This window comes from Azospirillum sp. Sh1 (genome assembly GCF_008365135.1).
GTDB classification, from domain to species: domain Bacteria; phylum Pseudomonadota; class Alphaproteobacteria; order Azospirillales; family Azospirillaceae; genus Azospirillum; species Azospirillum oryzae.
The window spans coordinates 1-15,167 of the sequence record NZ_VTTK01000044.1 but is presented as its reverse complement, the minus strand read 5'-3'; the positions used below and the strand labels follow the sequence as shown (position 1 = coordinate 15,167).

The following is a 15,167-nucleotide window of genomic DNA, read 5'->3' as shown; positions in this document are numbered from 1 at the left end:
ACCGGAACCGGTTTTCGGGCGCCGGCTCTCCGCCGAAAGCCGCCGACGCGCCGCCAACAGGCCAAAGACGGCCGACGGAGCGGCCCGTATGGCGCGAAAACGGGCATCGCGCGGCTTGTCAGCCTTCCCCATCACCGACGGGACACAGCGACTCGCCTCTTTCACCGGCGGGAGCCGCCGCCACCGGGTCGAATGCCGGATCGAACGCTTCTGCCGGAATGGGACGGCCGAGGAAAGCTCCCTGCGCGAAGCCGCAACGGACCTCCGCGGCCAGGATCTGCTGCTCTCCCGTCTCGACCCCTTCGGCGATCACCGTCAGGTCCATGCTGCGGGCCAGTGCCACGATGGCGCGTACCGCCTGCTGGTTGGGAGGGTTGCGGATCATGTCCAGCAGGATGCCCTGGTCGATCTTCAGGAATTCCACCGGAAGCCGCCGCAGATGGCCGAGCGACGCATAGCCGGTGCCGAAGCCGCCGACGGAGAACGCAATGCCCAACATCCTGAGCGACTGCATGGTCCGTGTCATCTCCGCCGACGGCGCCAGCATGGCGGCCTCCGGCAGTTCCAGGATCAGCCGGTCCGGCGAGGCCCCATGACGGGCGAGGCAGCCGGTGACCTGATCGCCGAAGCCGGAATGCTTGAGCTGCAGGGTGGACACCGGCACGGTCAGCCGCAGTCCGGCGGCGCCACGGTCGTGCCAGCCCGCCAGTTGCCGGCAGCCGGCATCGAGCAGCCATGTGCCGATCTGCAGGATCAGCCCGTTCGCCTCGGCCAGATGCAGGAAGTCGGTGGGCGGCAGCAGGCCGCGGTCGGGGTGGTTCCAGCGCACCTCCGCCTGCGCGCCGGCAAGCAGGCCGCTGCCGACCTCCACCACCGGCTGAAGGAACAGCGCCAGCTGGCCCTTGGCCACCGCCTCGTGCAGCTGGTTCTCCATCCGCAGATGGTCGAGCGCGTCGGCGTCCATCGCCGGATCATAGAAGGTCCAGTTGGCCGTGCCCTGCCGCTTGGCCTGATACATGGCGACATCGGCGTTCTTCACCAGCAGTTCGGGGTCGGTCCCCTGCTCCGGCGCGAAGGTGACGCCGATGCTGGCCGAGATGTGCAGCGTCTGGCCGGCGATGTGGAAGGGTTCGCCCAGGCTTTCGAGCAAGCGGCGGGCCACCGTTTCCGCCTCCGCCCGGTCGCCGACCTGCGACAGGATGACGGTGAACTCGTCGCCGCCGATCCGGGCGATCGTCTCCGACCCGCGGACGCAAGCCGCCATCCGGTGCGCCGCCTCGCGCAGAAGCACGTCGCCGGTCTGGTGGCCCAGCGTGTCGTTGACCCATTTGAAGCGGTTCAGGTCGATGAACAGCAGCGCCATGCAGGTCCGGTCGCGCGCCGCCCGCCGCAGCGCATGGCGCAGCCGGTCATAGAACAGCGGCCGGTTGGGAAGCCCGGTCAGCGCGTCGTAATTGGCCTGATGCCGGATCGTCTCCTCCGCCCGGCGTCGCGCGGTGACGTCCTGGATGGCGGTGATCAGCCCCAGCACGAGGCCGTCGGCATCGTGGAAGGGCTCCCCGACCTCCTGAAGGTCCAGATGGTCGCCGTCGGGCCGGGCGACGCGGTATTCGATGTCGAACCGTGCGTTCTCGGCCCAGGCCCGGCGGTAGGCGTCCTGCACGTCCGGCCGCTGTTCCGGCACCACCCGGTCGAGAAGCTGCCCGACGGTGAGCGGTTCGGCCCCGCCGCCCAGGCTGATCGGTTTCAGTCCCACCGGTTCCAAGCCCACCGGTTCCAGGCCGACCAGCTCGCGGAAATTGGCCGAGACCTCCAGCAGGTCTTCAGGCAGATGGACGGTGTAGGCCAGCTTGGCGACCCGTTGCGCCTGGGCCAGCCGGGCTTCGCTGAGGCGCAGCGGCTCCTGCCGCTTCAACCGTTGCAGCACGCGCTGGAACAGGAACAGCAGGGCCAGCAGGGCCAGCGCAAAGCCGCCGGCATAGGGCGCCGTCTCGCGGACGAGGGTGCGGCCGGGCTGCTCCGGCGTCCAGGTCAGCACGCCGAACCGCTGCCCGGCGATGCTGTCCAACGGCAGGCTGACGATGTCCGCCGGTCCCGGCCCGCCGGCATCGGCCACGCGCAGATCGGCGATCCGGCGCGAACTTGCCAGCTTCGCCAGCTCCGAGTCGAGCCGGGTCATGAAGACCTGGACCGGCCGGTCGGGGTTCGGCGGCAGGGGATCGTGCCCGTTTTCGTACTCGATCACCCGCGCGCCGAAGACGAAGGGGATTTGCGCGATATGGACGATGCCGTTGACCGGCTTTCCGGCGGCGCGCGCCGCCGCCAGCACCGGCCGCAGATCGGCGGCCTCGCTGGTCGCCTTGTCCAGGTCGTCGCGCAGGGCACCGTCCTTCGACGCATAGATCAGCCCGTCTCGGCCGTTCCAGGCATAGGAGCGGTCGAGCCCCCACAGCCGCTCCGCATAGGGGCCGACATTGGCGTTGGCCCAGACGGGGTCGTAGCCGACGACCAAATGGTCGACGGCATCGTTCCACAGGCTGTATTCCTCGGCCTTCTTTCCCATCGCGGCGCCGAGGTCCGCAACCGCGTCGGCGATCTCGTCCTTCGTCCGCTCCGCCGTGGCCATATCGATCCGACGGGCCGTCTCCAGCGCCATGAACAGCACGAACGCGATGGTCAACACAACCATAGCGGCAAAAAGCAGGCCGGCCATGTTAAGACGGCGAGCATCGCCCGTGGCGTGATCGAAGTTTCCCGAGGTGGATGCAGAGATCATCGCGGCGGTTACCAACTTCCGGACAGTGCAATTATTCTATCCCGACCTCCGTTAATTTTCCGCTTATGAGAACAGTTCGCAATGCAAGCGCACCAATCTTTCGTTCATGCCCAGCTGCCCATGGCCGGCATCCTGCCAATCTTTCGGCGAGTTGCGTCGATACAGACAAACCGCAATTGAAAAAATGCGGACAGGCCGGGGCCGGCGAACCCGGAGGCCTGCGTCGAACGGCTGCGGTTCCGGCGCTCCACACCGGCCAGAGGTCATCGGACCTCATCAAGATGCGGTGGGATGATTATGACGGCTCCGCGATCCAGGTTACCCAGGAAAAGACCGGTACCCGGCTGTGGGTACCGTGTCACGCGGACCTAAAGGTCGAGTTGACGGAGTGGAAGAGAAACGCTACCTCCGTAACAATACTGGTCAACCCCGCTTCCGGAGGGCCCTGGAACAGAATAGGATTTTCCAACGCCGTACATTTGGCCATCGAAGCTCATCCGGAGCTGAAGGGTTTCGTTTTCCATGGCTTGCGCAAAGTCTCTGCCTCGCAGCTGGCACCGGCCGGCCGCTCGGCTCTGGAGACCGCAGCCATCACCATGAACAAGACACTGAAAAACCTCGAAATTTTCACACGTCAGGCGAACCGGCGACAAAGGGCGAACGCCGCCATCGGAATCGGGGGAACCACCGACGGAAAACGTAGGAAAATTGGGCAGGTAACCCGTTGGAAATATTTGTTTATTGCAGATTGAAACAAAAGTTGACTTGGGCTTCCCCGGCGTGCTGTGGCACACCACTCTCGGAATTGCCGATGGTGTGGCGCCCGCTCCGGAAGAAGCGTCGTCCATTCCGGCAGTGATGTCTTAACCTTTCCAGGCTCAAGTACGACGCCTTTTGCGACCGGTTTCCCCTCCACATCAAGGCTCGACCAGGAACACCACCATGGCCCATCGTCCGCTCGCCTGCGTGATCCTCGCCGCCGGCAAGGGCACGCGCATGAAATCCGATCTGCCCAAGGTGCTGCACCGGGTGGCCGGCCGGCCGATGGTCGGGCATGTGCTGGCCGCGGTGAAGACGCTCGACCCCGACCATGTCGTGGTCGTGGTCGGCCCCGGCATGGACAGCGTGGCCGCCGCCGTCGCCCCCTACCCCACCGCGGTCCAACATGAGCAGCGTGGCACCGCCGACGCCGTGCGCGCGGCCTTCGGCCTGCTGGAGGGCTTCACCGGCGATGTCATCGTGCTGTACGGCGACACGCCGCTGGTCACGCCGGACACGCTGCGCGCGCTGGTCCAGGCGCGCCGGCAGGCGAGCGATCCCGCGGTGGTGGTGCTGGGCATGCGGCCCGACGATCCCGGCGCCTATGGCCGGCTGATCCTGAACGCCCGCGGCGGGCTGGAGAAGATCGTCGAGTATCTCGACGCCAGCGAGGAGGAGCGTGCAGTCACCCTGTGCAACGCCGGCCTGATGGCGTTCGACGGCGCCCGCATGTTCGACCTGATCGGCAGCGTCGGCAACGACAACGCCAAGTCCGAATATTACCTGACCGACGTGGTCCAGATCGCGCGCCGCGCCGGCATGGCCTGCGCCGTGGTGGAGGCTGCCCCGGCCGAGGTGGTCGGCGTCAACTCCCGTGCCGAACTGGCCGAGGTGGAGAAGCTGCTGCAGCGCCGCCTGCGCAAGGCGGCGATGGACAATGGCGCCACGCTGATCGACCCCGACAGCACCTTCCTCAGCATCGACACCCGGCTGGGCCGCGACGTGGTGGTCGGTCCCGGCTGCTTCTTCGGCGCCGGCGTCACGGTGGGCGACCGGGTGGAGATCAAGCCCTACTGCCATCTGGAAGGCGTGCGCATCGACAGCGGCGCCGTCATCGGCCCTTACGCCCGCCTGCGTCCGGGTGCGGAGATCGGTCCGGACGTCCACATCGGCAACTTCGTCGAGGTGAAGAACGCGGTGATCGAGGCCGGGGCCAAGGCCAACCACCTGACCTACATCGGCGACGCCCGCGTCGGCGCCAAGGCCAACATCGGCGCCGGCACCATCACCTGCAATTATGATGGTTTCACCAAGAGCCGGACGGATATCGGCGCCGGGGCCTTCATCGGTTCCAACAGCGCGCTGGTCGCCCCGGTCGTCATCGGCGACGGCGCCATCGTCGGCGCCGGCAGCGTGGTGACGATGACGGTGGAGGCCGACGCCCTCGCCGTCGCCCGTGGCAGCCAGAAGCTGTACGCCGGCTGGGCAAAGCGCTTCCGCGAACGGAAGCAAAACGAGAAAGCGAAAAAGGCGTAAGGTCGGTTCGGGTCTTCTCTCCGGTCGGCATCTATTCAGGAGCATCAGGTCCATGTGCGGCATCATCGGCATCAACGGCATCCACGACGCGTCCCCCCGGCTGGTGGAAGGCCTGCGCCGGCTCGAATACCGCGGCTATGACAGCGCGGGCGTCGCCACTCTGGTGAATGGCCACATCGAGCGCCGCCGCGCCGAGGGCAAGCTGGCCAACCTGGACATGAAGCTGCGCGACCAGCCGCTGTCCGGTACGGTCGGCATCGGCCACACCCGCTGGGCGACCCATGGCGGCCCGACGGAGAACAACGCCCACCCCCACGCCACCAAGCGCGTCGCCGTCGTCCACAACGGCATCATCGAGAATTACCAGGAGCTGAAGGACGAGCTGACCGGCCACGGCTACGTCTTCGAAAGCGCCACCGACACCGAGGTGATCGTCCACCTCGTCACCTATTACCTGGACCAGCACGGCATGACGCCGGTCCAGGCGTCGGCCGCCGCCTTCAAGCGCTTCACCGGCGCCTTCGCCCTGGTGCTGATCTTCGCCGGCGAGCATGAGCTGATGGTCGGCGCACGCCACGGCACGCCGCTGGCCGTCGGCTATGGCGACGGCGAGATGTATCTGGCGTCCGACGCCTTCGCCCTGGCGCCGCTGACCAACCGCATCTGCTATCTGGAGGACGGCGACTGGGTCGAGGTCAGCCGCACCGCCGCCATCGTCCACGACGCCACCGATGCGGTGGTCGAACGGCCGGTGAAGACCACCGCGGTGTCCGGCGCCCTGATCGGCAAGGACGGCTACCGCCACTACATGCTCAAGGAAATCTATGAGCAGCCGCAGGTCATCGGCGACACGCTGAACGCCTACATCAATCCGGAAACCGGCACCTTCTCCTTGCCGGACTTCCCCTTCGATCTGGCCGGTGCGTCCAAGCTGACCATTGTCGCCTGCGGCACTGCCTATTATGCCGGTTTCGTCGCCAAATACTGGTTCGAGACGCTGGCCCGCATCCCGGTCGAGGTCGACATCGCCTCGGAGTTCCGCTATCGCGAGGCTCCGCTGCCGCCGGGCGGCATCGCCCTGTTCATCTCGCAGTCGGGCGAGACGCTGGATACGCTGGAGGCGCTACGTTACTGCAAGCGCCAGGGCCAGAAGATCCTGTCGATCGTCAATGCACCGGAAAGCACCATTGCGCGCGAATCCGACGCGGTGCTCTACACTATGGCGGGTCCGGAGATCGGCGTCGCCTCGACCAAGGCTTTCACCACCCAGCTGACCACGCTGGCCTGTCTTGCCGTCACCGTCGGCCGCGCCCGCGGCGCCATCGACCAGGAGCGGATGCAGCAGATCGCCCATGCCCTGCGCGAGGTCCCGGCCCGTGCCGCCGACGTCCTGGCCCATGACGAGCGGCTGAAGGAACTGGCGCAGGAGGTATCGGAGGCCCGCGACGTGCTGTATCTCGGCCGCGGCGCCATGTACCCGCTGGCCCTGGAAGGCGCGCTGAAGCTGAAGGAGATCAGCTACATCCACGCCGAAGGCTACGCCGCTGGCGAATTGAAGCACGGCCCCATCGCGCTGATCGACGACAATGTGCCGGTGATCGTTCTGGTCCCGTCCGACGCGCTGTTCGAGAAGGTGGTGTCGAACGTGCAGGAGGTCTGCGCCCGCTCCGGCAAGGTGTTGTTGCTGGCCGACAAGAAGGGCATCGACAAGCTGAAGGACAAGGTCCGCTGGTCGGTCGAACTCCCGGCCTGCGACCCGCTGGTGGCGCCGCTGCTGTACGCCATCCCGGTGCAGCTGCTTGCCTATCACACGGCGGTGCTGAAGGGGACTGATGTGGACCAGCCGCGGAATTTGGCAAAGAGCGTGACTGTGGAGTAAATGAAAACCTTGATAGTGCACCTCGCAATAAAAGGTGCACTATCAAACACGACATAGAACACGATTATCAAGTTTTTTCTTCACCAACTTTCCGCCTATAAACGGAAACTTCTCGTTCTATTCTTTCAATCCCGACTCTTCCAATTTCCCTAAGTTCCTTTGATAAAATATAATCGCCCCATATCTCGGATATAATCTCTTCGCAGATACCGATTGGAGAACGAACCGTATCAACCAACTCAATAAGATTGCTTTTTCCTGCACTGTGATAGCGTGGGTGAAAGACATCACATACGGAAAGAATTGCGTCATCCATTTCAAATTCAGAGTGATACTCCCGTTCATGAACATCATCCAAACTACTTTCATAGGAAAGAGCATCCTTATCACAAAATATCAATTCTACAGTATCTGAAACCATTTCCTTGAAACTCTCAACATTGAAGTAATCGTATTTACCTTCAACGAAAAATACCGTATTAATTTCCCCGCCACATGATATAATTGAACTTCCAGCTGTAAGGCCACTGGGAGAGAGGCCACTGGTAGCTATTGCTATATCCTGCTCTGATGCCCATTGAGCCAACGCATCAGGCGGCATCATTGGGGCCGCATCATTGCGCGAAGCGGTATTTGTGTATCCTTTAAGAAGACCAACAATGCCATAGACGCGGCATGCAGAAAGCCCCCCAACGGAGATTATCCCATGAAAATCGGTTGGATCACTTCCAATGTTGATACATGCACGCCCATAAATTGTCCCGTCACTATCAGATATTGGCCGCAACAGACGCGACATTTCTGAAATATCTTCACGCTCCTTTAACGTTGCTGGGACGATGTCACACAATATCCTTTCCAAAAATTCGTTTCCGTCAATCCGCAACCAATCATTGGCTGCAACGCACAAAGCGTTGGAACCATCAGATTTTGAGAAAACCAGATTGGCATCAATAGCGGGAGCCAAATGGGCCAAGAGCGTCACAGGATCGGCAAGCGTCGTATTGCGGAAGAAATCCTCGCCCCGATACAATATTCCGCCTTCTCCATCAGGCCTTTTGCTTAATAGCACCCGAACCCGCGTTCCAGTCTCCTCCATTCGCTCGCTCTCGGCCGGCGCACGCAAAATGGGCCGCATCTCGACACCGCCACGAAATTCCAGCGTCCGGGTTTGGTCGAACCCGGCGTCATAGCGCCGCGACGTCACCGTCACCCGGTCGCCCAGCATGAACACCGAATAAAAACCGATGCCAAAACGACCGGTCGCCTCCATACCGGCCGCCGCAAGACCGGGGAACTCCTCCGCAGCCATGGAGCTGCGCCAGAAAGACTTTCCGAAGTCCAACAGCGGCCCCGTCATCACGCGAGGCGACATACCGATGCCGTCATCCAGCACCTCCAGCCACGTTCCCTCGGCGGTCTCGTCGAAGCGCACGGTGATGGTGCCCCAACTCTCGGGCTTTTTTTGCAATATGCGCCGGGCGCGGATCGCATCGCAGGCGTTCTGTAACAGTTCGCGCAACGGCACGGTCGGATCATCGCCATAAAGTTGCGCCCCGCCCAAGGTGCGGACCAGCGCCGGAACGTCGGAAATCGTCACCCGCGCGTCCACCGGCTGCCACCCCTTGACCCGGACTAGTTTGGCTAGACGTTCGGGGGATCCGGCCCCCTCTACTTCCCGTGCCTGAAGACGCGGACGGCTGGTGTCGGCTAACAGGATATCGACGGCGCGCAGTTCCTCCTGAACCATACTCAGGCTTTCGTGGCACAGCCACCATGCGTCGGCGTGTTCCAAAGTGAAGCCGGCTCCGCTGGATGTGTAGGTCAGCCGGTCACTTTTGACACGCGGCTGGGCCAGCTTTGTTTGGAACGTCCAATGGCGGGCCGATTCACCGGTGGGACGGGTGATCGCCATCAGGAAACGGGGAGCGCGGTCGGAACTGAGATGGGCAGCGTCGGCCACCCGCAGCAGACCGGCGACCTTGACCGGATCGACCGTCCAGTCATCGGGCAGGCGGCGCGCGGCGTTCAACGGCTCCCCCAATTCACCTTCCAAGCGCGACACCGGCCACCAATGGCTGTGCGCGATCTGGCCGATGATCTCGCCATAGAATTCGCGCAACTCCCCGTCGTCGATCAGATATTCGTCGCCCCCCTCAGCTTTCCATCCAGCGGTGGCGATGGCCTGGGCCTGGATGGCGTGCCGCACCCGCAGCACGGCTGGCAGGGCCTGCTTCTCGATCTCCGCCTCAGCCACGCCATCGGCCTTCAGACGCGCCATCATGTCCCGCCACTGGTCGGTCAGGCGCAAGCCCTCCATGCCATTGGGATAGGCGGCGAGGCTCATCGCGGCGTCGTGCAGCAGGATTGCCCCACCCAACACGAACGCCTCCGCCGGGGTAAAATTCTTCGGGTTGAGGTAATCCTCGCCGGCTATCATCGATGCCATGCTCCAAAGGGCATCAAGATGGCTGACGTCGTGAACGGTCAGGCCAGGGATGTCTCCCGGAATCTGGGCCACGAGAACGGCCGCCTTTGCCCGCATTCCGAGGAAGGCTTCACGCAATAGCCGCCGTGCGTCGGATTGCGGATCATTCGGACGCTCCTTGAGGGAAGCGATCCACAACGGACTGTCGGGAAACGGCGGGAGCGCGGCCATGATGCAGTCTTAAAGTGGCAAAGGGTTTTCAGATTATAGCCCAGCGCAACACACATCAACCATCGGACACCGCCGTCATGGCCGAACAGGTAGCCGGCCAAACCCGAGGCATGGTCGCCACGTCCGACGGCGGCGGACACACGCCCCAGATCACGCAGGAAAAAGCTGTTCATTAGATCGGGTTCGATCGCGTCGCAATCGGTCAGCGTCAACGCAGGTGCATCGCCCGATGCACAGGCCCCCTCCCCCTCCGGCACCAGGATTTCACGTTCGGCGAGGTAGTCGGTGATGCGCGTCGCCACCCGTTCCTCGACCGCACCGAAATCGCCGAAGCGCAACTCCCCCTTGGCCGCGGCGATCTCGTTCATCGCCCACGGCACCGCCGACACGGCCGGCACGCCGAAGGGATGGCCGTCGGCGGTGACGCACAGGCAGACCAGCGACGCCTCGCCACCCCGCGGACGCTCCTCGTCATCGTCCACGCCCAGCCGTTCACGCAGTTCCTCGACCACCTTCTCCATCTCGAACAGGCCGATATGGACCTGGAAGCGCCATCGCCGGTCGCGTGTTTCGGCATAGGTGGCGCGCATCCGTTCATGCCAGGGCAGCGTCGTCTCGTCCGCCGCCGTCCAGGCGTGATCCCTGCGGTCGTTCTTCGGCGGAGCCGCCGGAGACAACGCTTCGACGGCCTGCCAGTAATCGAGGATCGTCAGCGCGGTGTTCGTACGGTCGGGCGCCATCGGCGGGAGGATTGTCGCAGAAAATCAATCTATAGCAGGCGGCGGGGCACCGATACCACCGGTTCCGGGCGAAGGGCGGGAATGCACCACCGCGTTCTGATTGATCGCAAACGCCCGGCCCCCTTGCCGGCGCCCGATCGGATGCCGACCTGCATGGCGAGCTGGCCGGCGTCCTGGGTGTCTGCGAGGACGCCGCCCGGGAAGGTCGGGATGCACATCGCCGACCTCTGCGTTCCTTGGTCCATGCCGGTTCACCGGTCGGGCGGCCTGGGCTGCTCGGTCGAGCCGCGCAGATCGCGCTTCAGGATCTTGCCGATGATCGACGTCGGCAGGGCCGATCGGAATTCGATCGTCGACGGCCGCTCGAAACGGGACAGGCGGGGAACAAGAAAGCTGTGCAGGTCCCCCGACGACAGCCCGGCGCCGGGCTTCACGACGATGAATGCCTTGACGATTTGGCCGCGCACCGGATCCGGTTCGCCGATGACGGCGACATCGCTCACCGCCGGGTGTTCGCGGATAGCCGCTTCGACGACGCGCGGATACACATGCTGCCCGCCGGCAATGATGAGATCCTTCAGCCGATCGACGATGTGGAGATAGCCGTCCTCGTCGAGAAAGCCGATGTCGCCCGTGTGGAGGTGTCCGCCGGCCATCGCCGTCGCGGTCGCATCGTCGTCGCCCCAATAGCCGGCCATGAGTTGAGGACCCCTGACACACACCTCCCCGACCCTGCCGACCGGCTGCGGCGTCGTGCCGTCTTCCACGGATACGATCTCGACGATGGTCCCCGGCAGTGGCAGCCCGGCCGAACCCGGTTTGGTGGCACCTTCGTAGGGGGTGCAGGTGACGACGGGTGAGGCCTCCGTCAGGCCGTACCCCTCGACCAGCCTGCTGCCGGTCATCGCATGGAAGCGCTCCTGCAGCAGCGGCGGCAGGCTGTCGCCGCCCGAGATGCACAGCCGCAGCGACGAGAGATCATGGAGGGCGGCGGTGGGGCAGTCGATGAGCGCCTGGAAAAGCCGGGGAACGCCGGTCATCATGGTCGGGCGTTTGTTCTGGATGGTGGCAAGAATCTCCCGCACGTCGATGCGCGGCAGCAACACCAGCTCGGCGCCGAGCGCGATGCCGAAGTTCATCACCGCGGTCATGCCGAAGACATGGAACAGCGGCAACACGGCAAGCAGGCGCTCCTGTTCCGCGGCACTTCCGGTGAGCCAGTCCCGGCACTGGCAGGCATTCACGCAGAGGCCGGCATGGGTGAGGACCGTCCCCTTGGGCAGTCCGGTGGTGCCGCCGGTGTATTGGATGACGGCCGGTGCATGCTGCGGATCGATGGCGACCGGAACACAGCGGCCGTCGTTGGCGAGCAGACTGGAAAAGGAGAGATGGCGTCCGTCTGCCGGAAAGTCCGCGATGTCCCCCCGGTGGAACAGGGGATACAGCCAGTTCTTCGGGAAGGGCAGGCTTTCCGCCAGGGAGGCGACGATGATCCGGCGCAGCCGGCCCGGCCACCCGACCGCCGACAGCGTGGTCTGGAACCTTGGCAGATCGAGCGTGATCAGGATTTCGGCGGCGGAGTCGGCGATCTGCCGCTCAAGCTCCAACTCGGCGTTCAGCGGGTTGGCGTTCACCACCGTCCCGCCGGCCTTGAGGATGGCATAGAAGGCGATGACGAAATAGGGACAGTTGGGCAGCAGAAGCATGACCCGTGTCCCCTCGCCGACACCCAGCCCCTGCAGCCCCTTGGCGGTTCTTTCGACCAGATCGAGGGTTTCACCGAAGGAATGGCGACGCCCGAGGAAATCCATGCAGGGCCGGTCCCGGTGGGTCGCGGCAGCCTCCTCGAGCAGTGCTGGCAGGGGCCGTGCCGGCGGCGGGCGACGCCAATCCAATCCGGGAGGATAGCTGCGCTCCCAGGGGTAGGTGTTCCCCTGCGCGCCCGCCGAGGCGTCGGCGATGGACCTGATCATGACGTCGGTTCCGATCACGGGTGTGCCGGACGCAGTCTATCGGACCTGCCGGGATCGCCTCTTGATGCAGGTTAACGCCGTTGCCCTGTCACCATCCCCCGAAGGATGGATGATGCAGACCGGCGTGAAATCTCAATGCGTGCCGAGAATGCGCAGCGGGGGTTTGGCAGAAGCCTTCGACCCATCTGGCACAGTCTCCGCGCCCTGTTTGCTTTCTCCATCAGGGTCTCCCTCCCCGCCCTCCGATTCAGGCAGCGGCTTCGGCAGTTCGTCCGCGGTCAGGGTTTCACGCTCCAGCAGGCTTCTTGCCCCTTGCTCCAGCACGGCGTGGTTCCTGCGCAGAATGTTGGAGGCCCTTGAGGCGGCGGCCTCGACCAGGGTGCGGACCGCCGCATCGATGCGGCTGGCCGACGCTTCACCGTAATGCCGGGGTTGCCAGAAGGCGCCCTGGGGTTGACCGAGAAGATGGCCCGGCTCGGTGTCGTAGCAGACCGCCCCCAGCGTTTCGTCCATGCCGTACCGCATCACCATGCCCCTGGCGATGTCCGTGACCTTCGCCAGATCGTCGGCTCCGCCCGTCGACACCTCGCCGAACACGATCTGCTCCGCCGCCCGGCCGGCCATCAGGACGGTCATCTTGTCTTCCAGTTCGTGGCGGCCCATCAGGAAGCGATCCTCCGTGGGACGCTGGATGGTGTAGCCGAGCGCCCCGATGCCGCGCGGGATGATCGAGACCTTCTGGACGGGATCGGTGCCCGGGATCGCCATGGCGACCAGGGCGTGTCCCATCTCGTGATGGGCGACGATGGATCGTTCGTGCAGGCTGAGAATGCGGGATTTCTTCTCCAATCCGGCGACGATCCGTTCGATGGCGGCCTCGAAATCCTCCGTCGACACGGCGTCGGCATCCCGCCTCGTGGCGATCATCGCCGCCTCGTTGACCAGATTGGCGAGGTCGGCGCCGGTGAAGCCGGGGGTCAGAGCCGCGAGGTGGGTGAGGTCCACGCCCGGGTCGAGAGGGACCCGTCTGGTGTGGATCGCCAGGATTTGCGCGCGTCCGGATTTTTCCGGCCGATCGACCAGGATCTGCCGGTCGAACCGCCCCGCGCGGAGCAGGGCCGGATCGAGGATTTCCGGGCGATTGGTTGCCGCCAGCAAAACCAGCCCGGCACTGGGGTCGAAGCCGTCCAGTTCGGCCAGAAGCTGGTTGAGCGTCTGTTCCTTCTCGTCGTGCCCGCCCAGCATCGGCATTGATCCGCGCGCACGGCCGAGCGCGTCGAGTTCGTCGATGAAGATGATGGCCGGCGTTCGCGCCCGTGCGAGCGTGAACAGGTCCCGCACCCGCGCCGCCCCGACCCCGACAAACATCTCGACGAATTCCGATCCGTTGGTCGAAATGAAGGGAACCTTGGCTTCGCCGGCGACGGCCCTGGCCAGCAGCGTCTTGCCGGTTCCAGGCGGACCCACCAGCAGAATCCCCTTGGGCACATGGACGCCCAGGCGCGAAAACTCCTGCGGATTCTGCAGGAACTCCACGACCTCCCGCAATTCCTCCTTCGCCTCGTCGACACCGGCCACATCGTCGAACCTGATGGAGACATCGGTCTCGGCGAACAGCTTGGCCTTGCTGCGGCCGATCGACAGCAGACCTCCGCCCGCCCGCATGCCGGACATCCCGGCCAGGCTCCACACTGCGAACAGGATCAGGAGCCAACCGAACCAACTGGCGATGCCCGATGCCCAGCCGGACCCGCCGATGCCGCTGAAAGGGATGTGACGGGCCGAGAGGTCGCGGGCGATGTCGGGCGCGACACGGACGGTCTCGAACGTCCGCGACCCGTTGGGCAGAGGTTCGCTCAGCGTACCGGTCAGGGTGGTTTCGCCGACCATGACCTGCTCGATCTTGCCGCGATCCAGCAGATCCTGGAACTGGCTGTAGGGTATCGTTTGCGCCTGATGAACGCCGGGGAGCGCCCACAGCAGGAACAGCCCGACCCCGATCGACAAGGCAAGGGAAAGCCACAACAGCAGGTCGGCGCCGCGGTCGCTGTCCTTCCTGTCGTCCATGACACCTCCCGCTGCGGCCGGAGCCGCCCGTATGCCTTGCCCGATACCCTGAAGGCTGCAGGGGAGTCCGCGTCCTGTCCTTTACTCAGGTTAAGGCCGGCATCGTGAAGCCGTGGATCAATGGCGGCATTCTCCCGATGCGCATGCACGGATGCCGTTCAGGGAGTCCGCCACAGGAGTTCGGACCGCCATGGCCAAACCTGCTCCTCCCCAACCAGTCCCGTCCGTCGAACCGGTGATCGAGCTGAACATCGGATTGCAGAAGCTGTGCTTTCTGATCGTCAAGGCCCGGGAATTCGACGCCAAGGTGGAACCGTCCGATCTGGATGAGGGCTCCAACCCAAGCGACGACGGCATGCGGGCGGTGCTGGAGGATTACGCCGACGATCCGACCCTGGCGGAACTGAAGGACGCCATCGACGGCCTCGACGACGACGAGGTGGTCGATGTGATCGCGCTGGTCTGGCTGGGGCGCGGCGATTTCTCGGCGGACGAATGGGCCGAGGCGCAGGCGCTGGCCCGGGAACGCCATACGGCCCATTCCGCGGATTACCTCATCGGCATCCCCAACCTGGGAGACTGCCTGGAGGAGGGTGCCGCCCAGCTCGGCTATTCCTGCGAGGAATTCGAAATCGACCGCCTTTAATACCGACTCTCCTATGAAATGACCTTCTGGAGCCAAGGCGGGAAGCAGAGGGATTTGATGCGGCCGGTTTCGGCGACGAGCGCGTTCCAGGCGTCGCAGCAAGCGTCGATGATGGCGTCCTGATCGGGAAAG

General features: G+C 64.4%; 9 protein-coding genes. 4 read left to right on the top strand and 5 right to left on the bottom strand.

Features of this window, described 5'->3' with window-relative positions; all coding sequences use genetic code 11:
- Window positions 1-118: 118 nt before the first annotated feature.
- A complete protein-coding gene (locus FZ029_RS28690) occupies window positions 119-2,680 on the bottom strand; it encodes an EAL domain-containing protein (RefSeq protein WP_188052103.1) in 2,562 nt (853 codons plus the stop codon).
- An 83-nt stretch (window positions 2,681-2,763) separates the two neighbouring features.
- On the opposite strand from FZ029_RS28690, the gene FZ029_RS34065 reads away from it, so the two are divergent.
- The 3 genes from FZ029_RS34065 (at window position 2,764) to glmS (ending at window position 6,950) form a co-directional block, all read left to right on the top strand.
- A complete protein-coding gene (locus tag FZ029_RS34065; protein WP_348771140.1) occupies window positions 2,764-3,528 on the top strand; it encodes a tyrosine-type recombinase/integrase in 765 nt (254 codons plus the stop codon).
- A 190-nt stretch (window positions 3,529-3,718) separates the two neighbouring features.
- Entirely contained in the window at window positions 3,719-5,071 is a 1,353-nt protein-coding gene (gene glmU, locus FZ029_RS28680; RefSeq protein ID WP_149273186.1) for a bifunctional UDP-N-acetylglucosamine diphosphorylase/glucosamine-1-phosphate N-acetyltransferase GlmU, read from the top strand.
- 52 nt (window positions 5,072-5,123) lie between these two features.
- Window positions 5,124-6,950 carry a glutamine--fructose-6-phosphate transaminase (isomerizing) gene (gene glmS, locus FZ029_RS28675; protein ID WP_149273184.1) on the top strand — a complete coding sequence of 609 codons (1,827 nt, stop codon included), beginning with the start codon at window positions 5,124-5,126 and terminating at the stop codon, window positions 6,948-6,950.
- 67 nt (window positions 6,951-7,017) lie between these two features.
- Here the strand turns inward: glmS and FZ029_RS33420 are convergent, their stop codons facing one another.
- From FZ029_RS33420 to ftsH, 4 genes are all read right to left on the bottom strand, one after another.
- A complete protein-coding gene (locus FZ029_RS33420; RefSeq protein WP_211104252.1) occupies window positions 7,018-8,700 on the bottom strand; it encodes an ATP-binding protein in 1,683 nt (560 codons plus the stop codon).
- Window positions 8,701-9,437: 737 nt separating this feature from the next.
- Complete coding sequence (locus FZ029_RS33415; RefSeq protein WP_211104250.1) at window positions 9,438-10,349, bottom strand: hypothetical protein; 912 nt, start codon at window positions 10,347-10,349, stop codon at window positions 9,438-9,440.
- Between the two features lie 251 nt (window positions 10,350-10,600).
- Window positions 10,601-12,322: a long-chain fatty acid--CoA ligase gene (locus tag FZ029_RS28660; protein WP_149273181.1), complete on the bottom strand. Its 1,722-nt coding sequence runs from the start codon at window positions 12,320-12,322 to the stop codon at window positions 10,601-10,603.
- Between the two features lie 132 nt (window positions 12,323-12,454).
- The gene (ftsH, locus tag FZ029_RS28655; RefSeq protein WP_149273179.1) at window positions 12,455-14,389 is read right to left on the bottom strand and encodes an ATP-dependent zinc metalloprotease FtsH; all 1,935 of its coding nucleotides are present in this window, start codon (window positions 14,387-14,389) and stop codon (window positions 12,455-12,457) included.
- A gap of 190 nt (window positions 14,390-14,579) precedes the next feature.
- Between ftsH and FZ029_RS28650 the strand changes: the two genes are divergently transcribed.
- The gene (locus tag FZ029_RS28650; RefSeq protein ID WP_149273177.1) at window positions 14,580-15,035 is read left to right on the top strand and encodes a DUF3775 domain-containing protein; all 456 of its coding nucleotides are present in this window, start codon (window positions 14,580-14,582) and stop codon (window positions 15,033-15,035) included.
- Window positions 15,036-15,167 lie beyond the last annotated feature (132 nt).

Excerpts from the sequence above, each read along its gene's own strand:
- FZ029_RS28660 (WP_149273181.1), bottom strand. The coding sequence starts at position 12,322 with ATGATCAGGTCCATCGCCGACGCCTCGGCGGGCGCGCAGGGGAACACC.
- FZ029_RS33415 (WP_211104250.1), bottom strand. The coding sequence starts at position 10,349 with ATGGCGCCCGACCGTACGAACACCGCGCTGACGATCCTCGATTACTGG.
- FZ029_RS34065 (WP_348771140.1), top strand. The coding sequence starts at position 2,764 with ATGCAGAGATCATCGCGGCGGTTACCAACTTCCGGACAGTGCAATTAT.
- ftsH (WP_149273179.1), bottom strand. The coding sequence starts at position 14,389 with ATGGACGACAGGAAGGACAGCGACCGCGGCGCCGACCTGCTGTTGTGG.
- FZ029_RS28650 (WP_149273177.1), top strand. The coding sequence starts at position 14,580 with ATGGCCAAACCTGCTCCTCCCCAACCAGTCCCGTCCGTCGAACCGGTG.
- glmU (WP_149273186.1), top strand. The coding sequence starts at position 3,719 with ATGGCCCATCGTCCGCTCGCCTGCGTGATCCTCGCCGCCGGCAAGGGC.
- glmS (WP_149273184.1), top strand. The coding sequence starts at position 5,124 with ATGTGCGGCATCATCGGCATCAACGGCATCCACGACGCGTCCCCCCGG.
- FZ029_RS33420 (WP_211104252.1), bottom strand. The coding sequence starts at position 8,700 with ATGGTTCAGGAGGAACTGCGCGCCGTCGATATCCTGTTAGCCGACACC.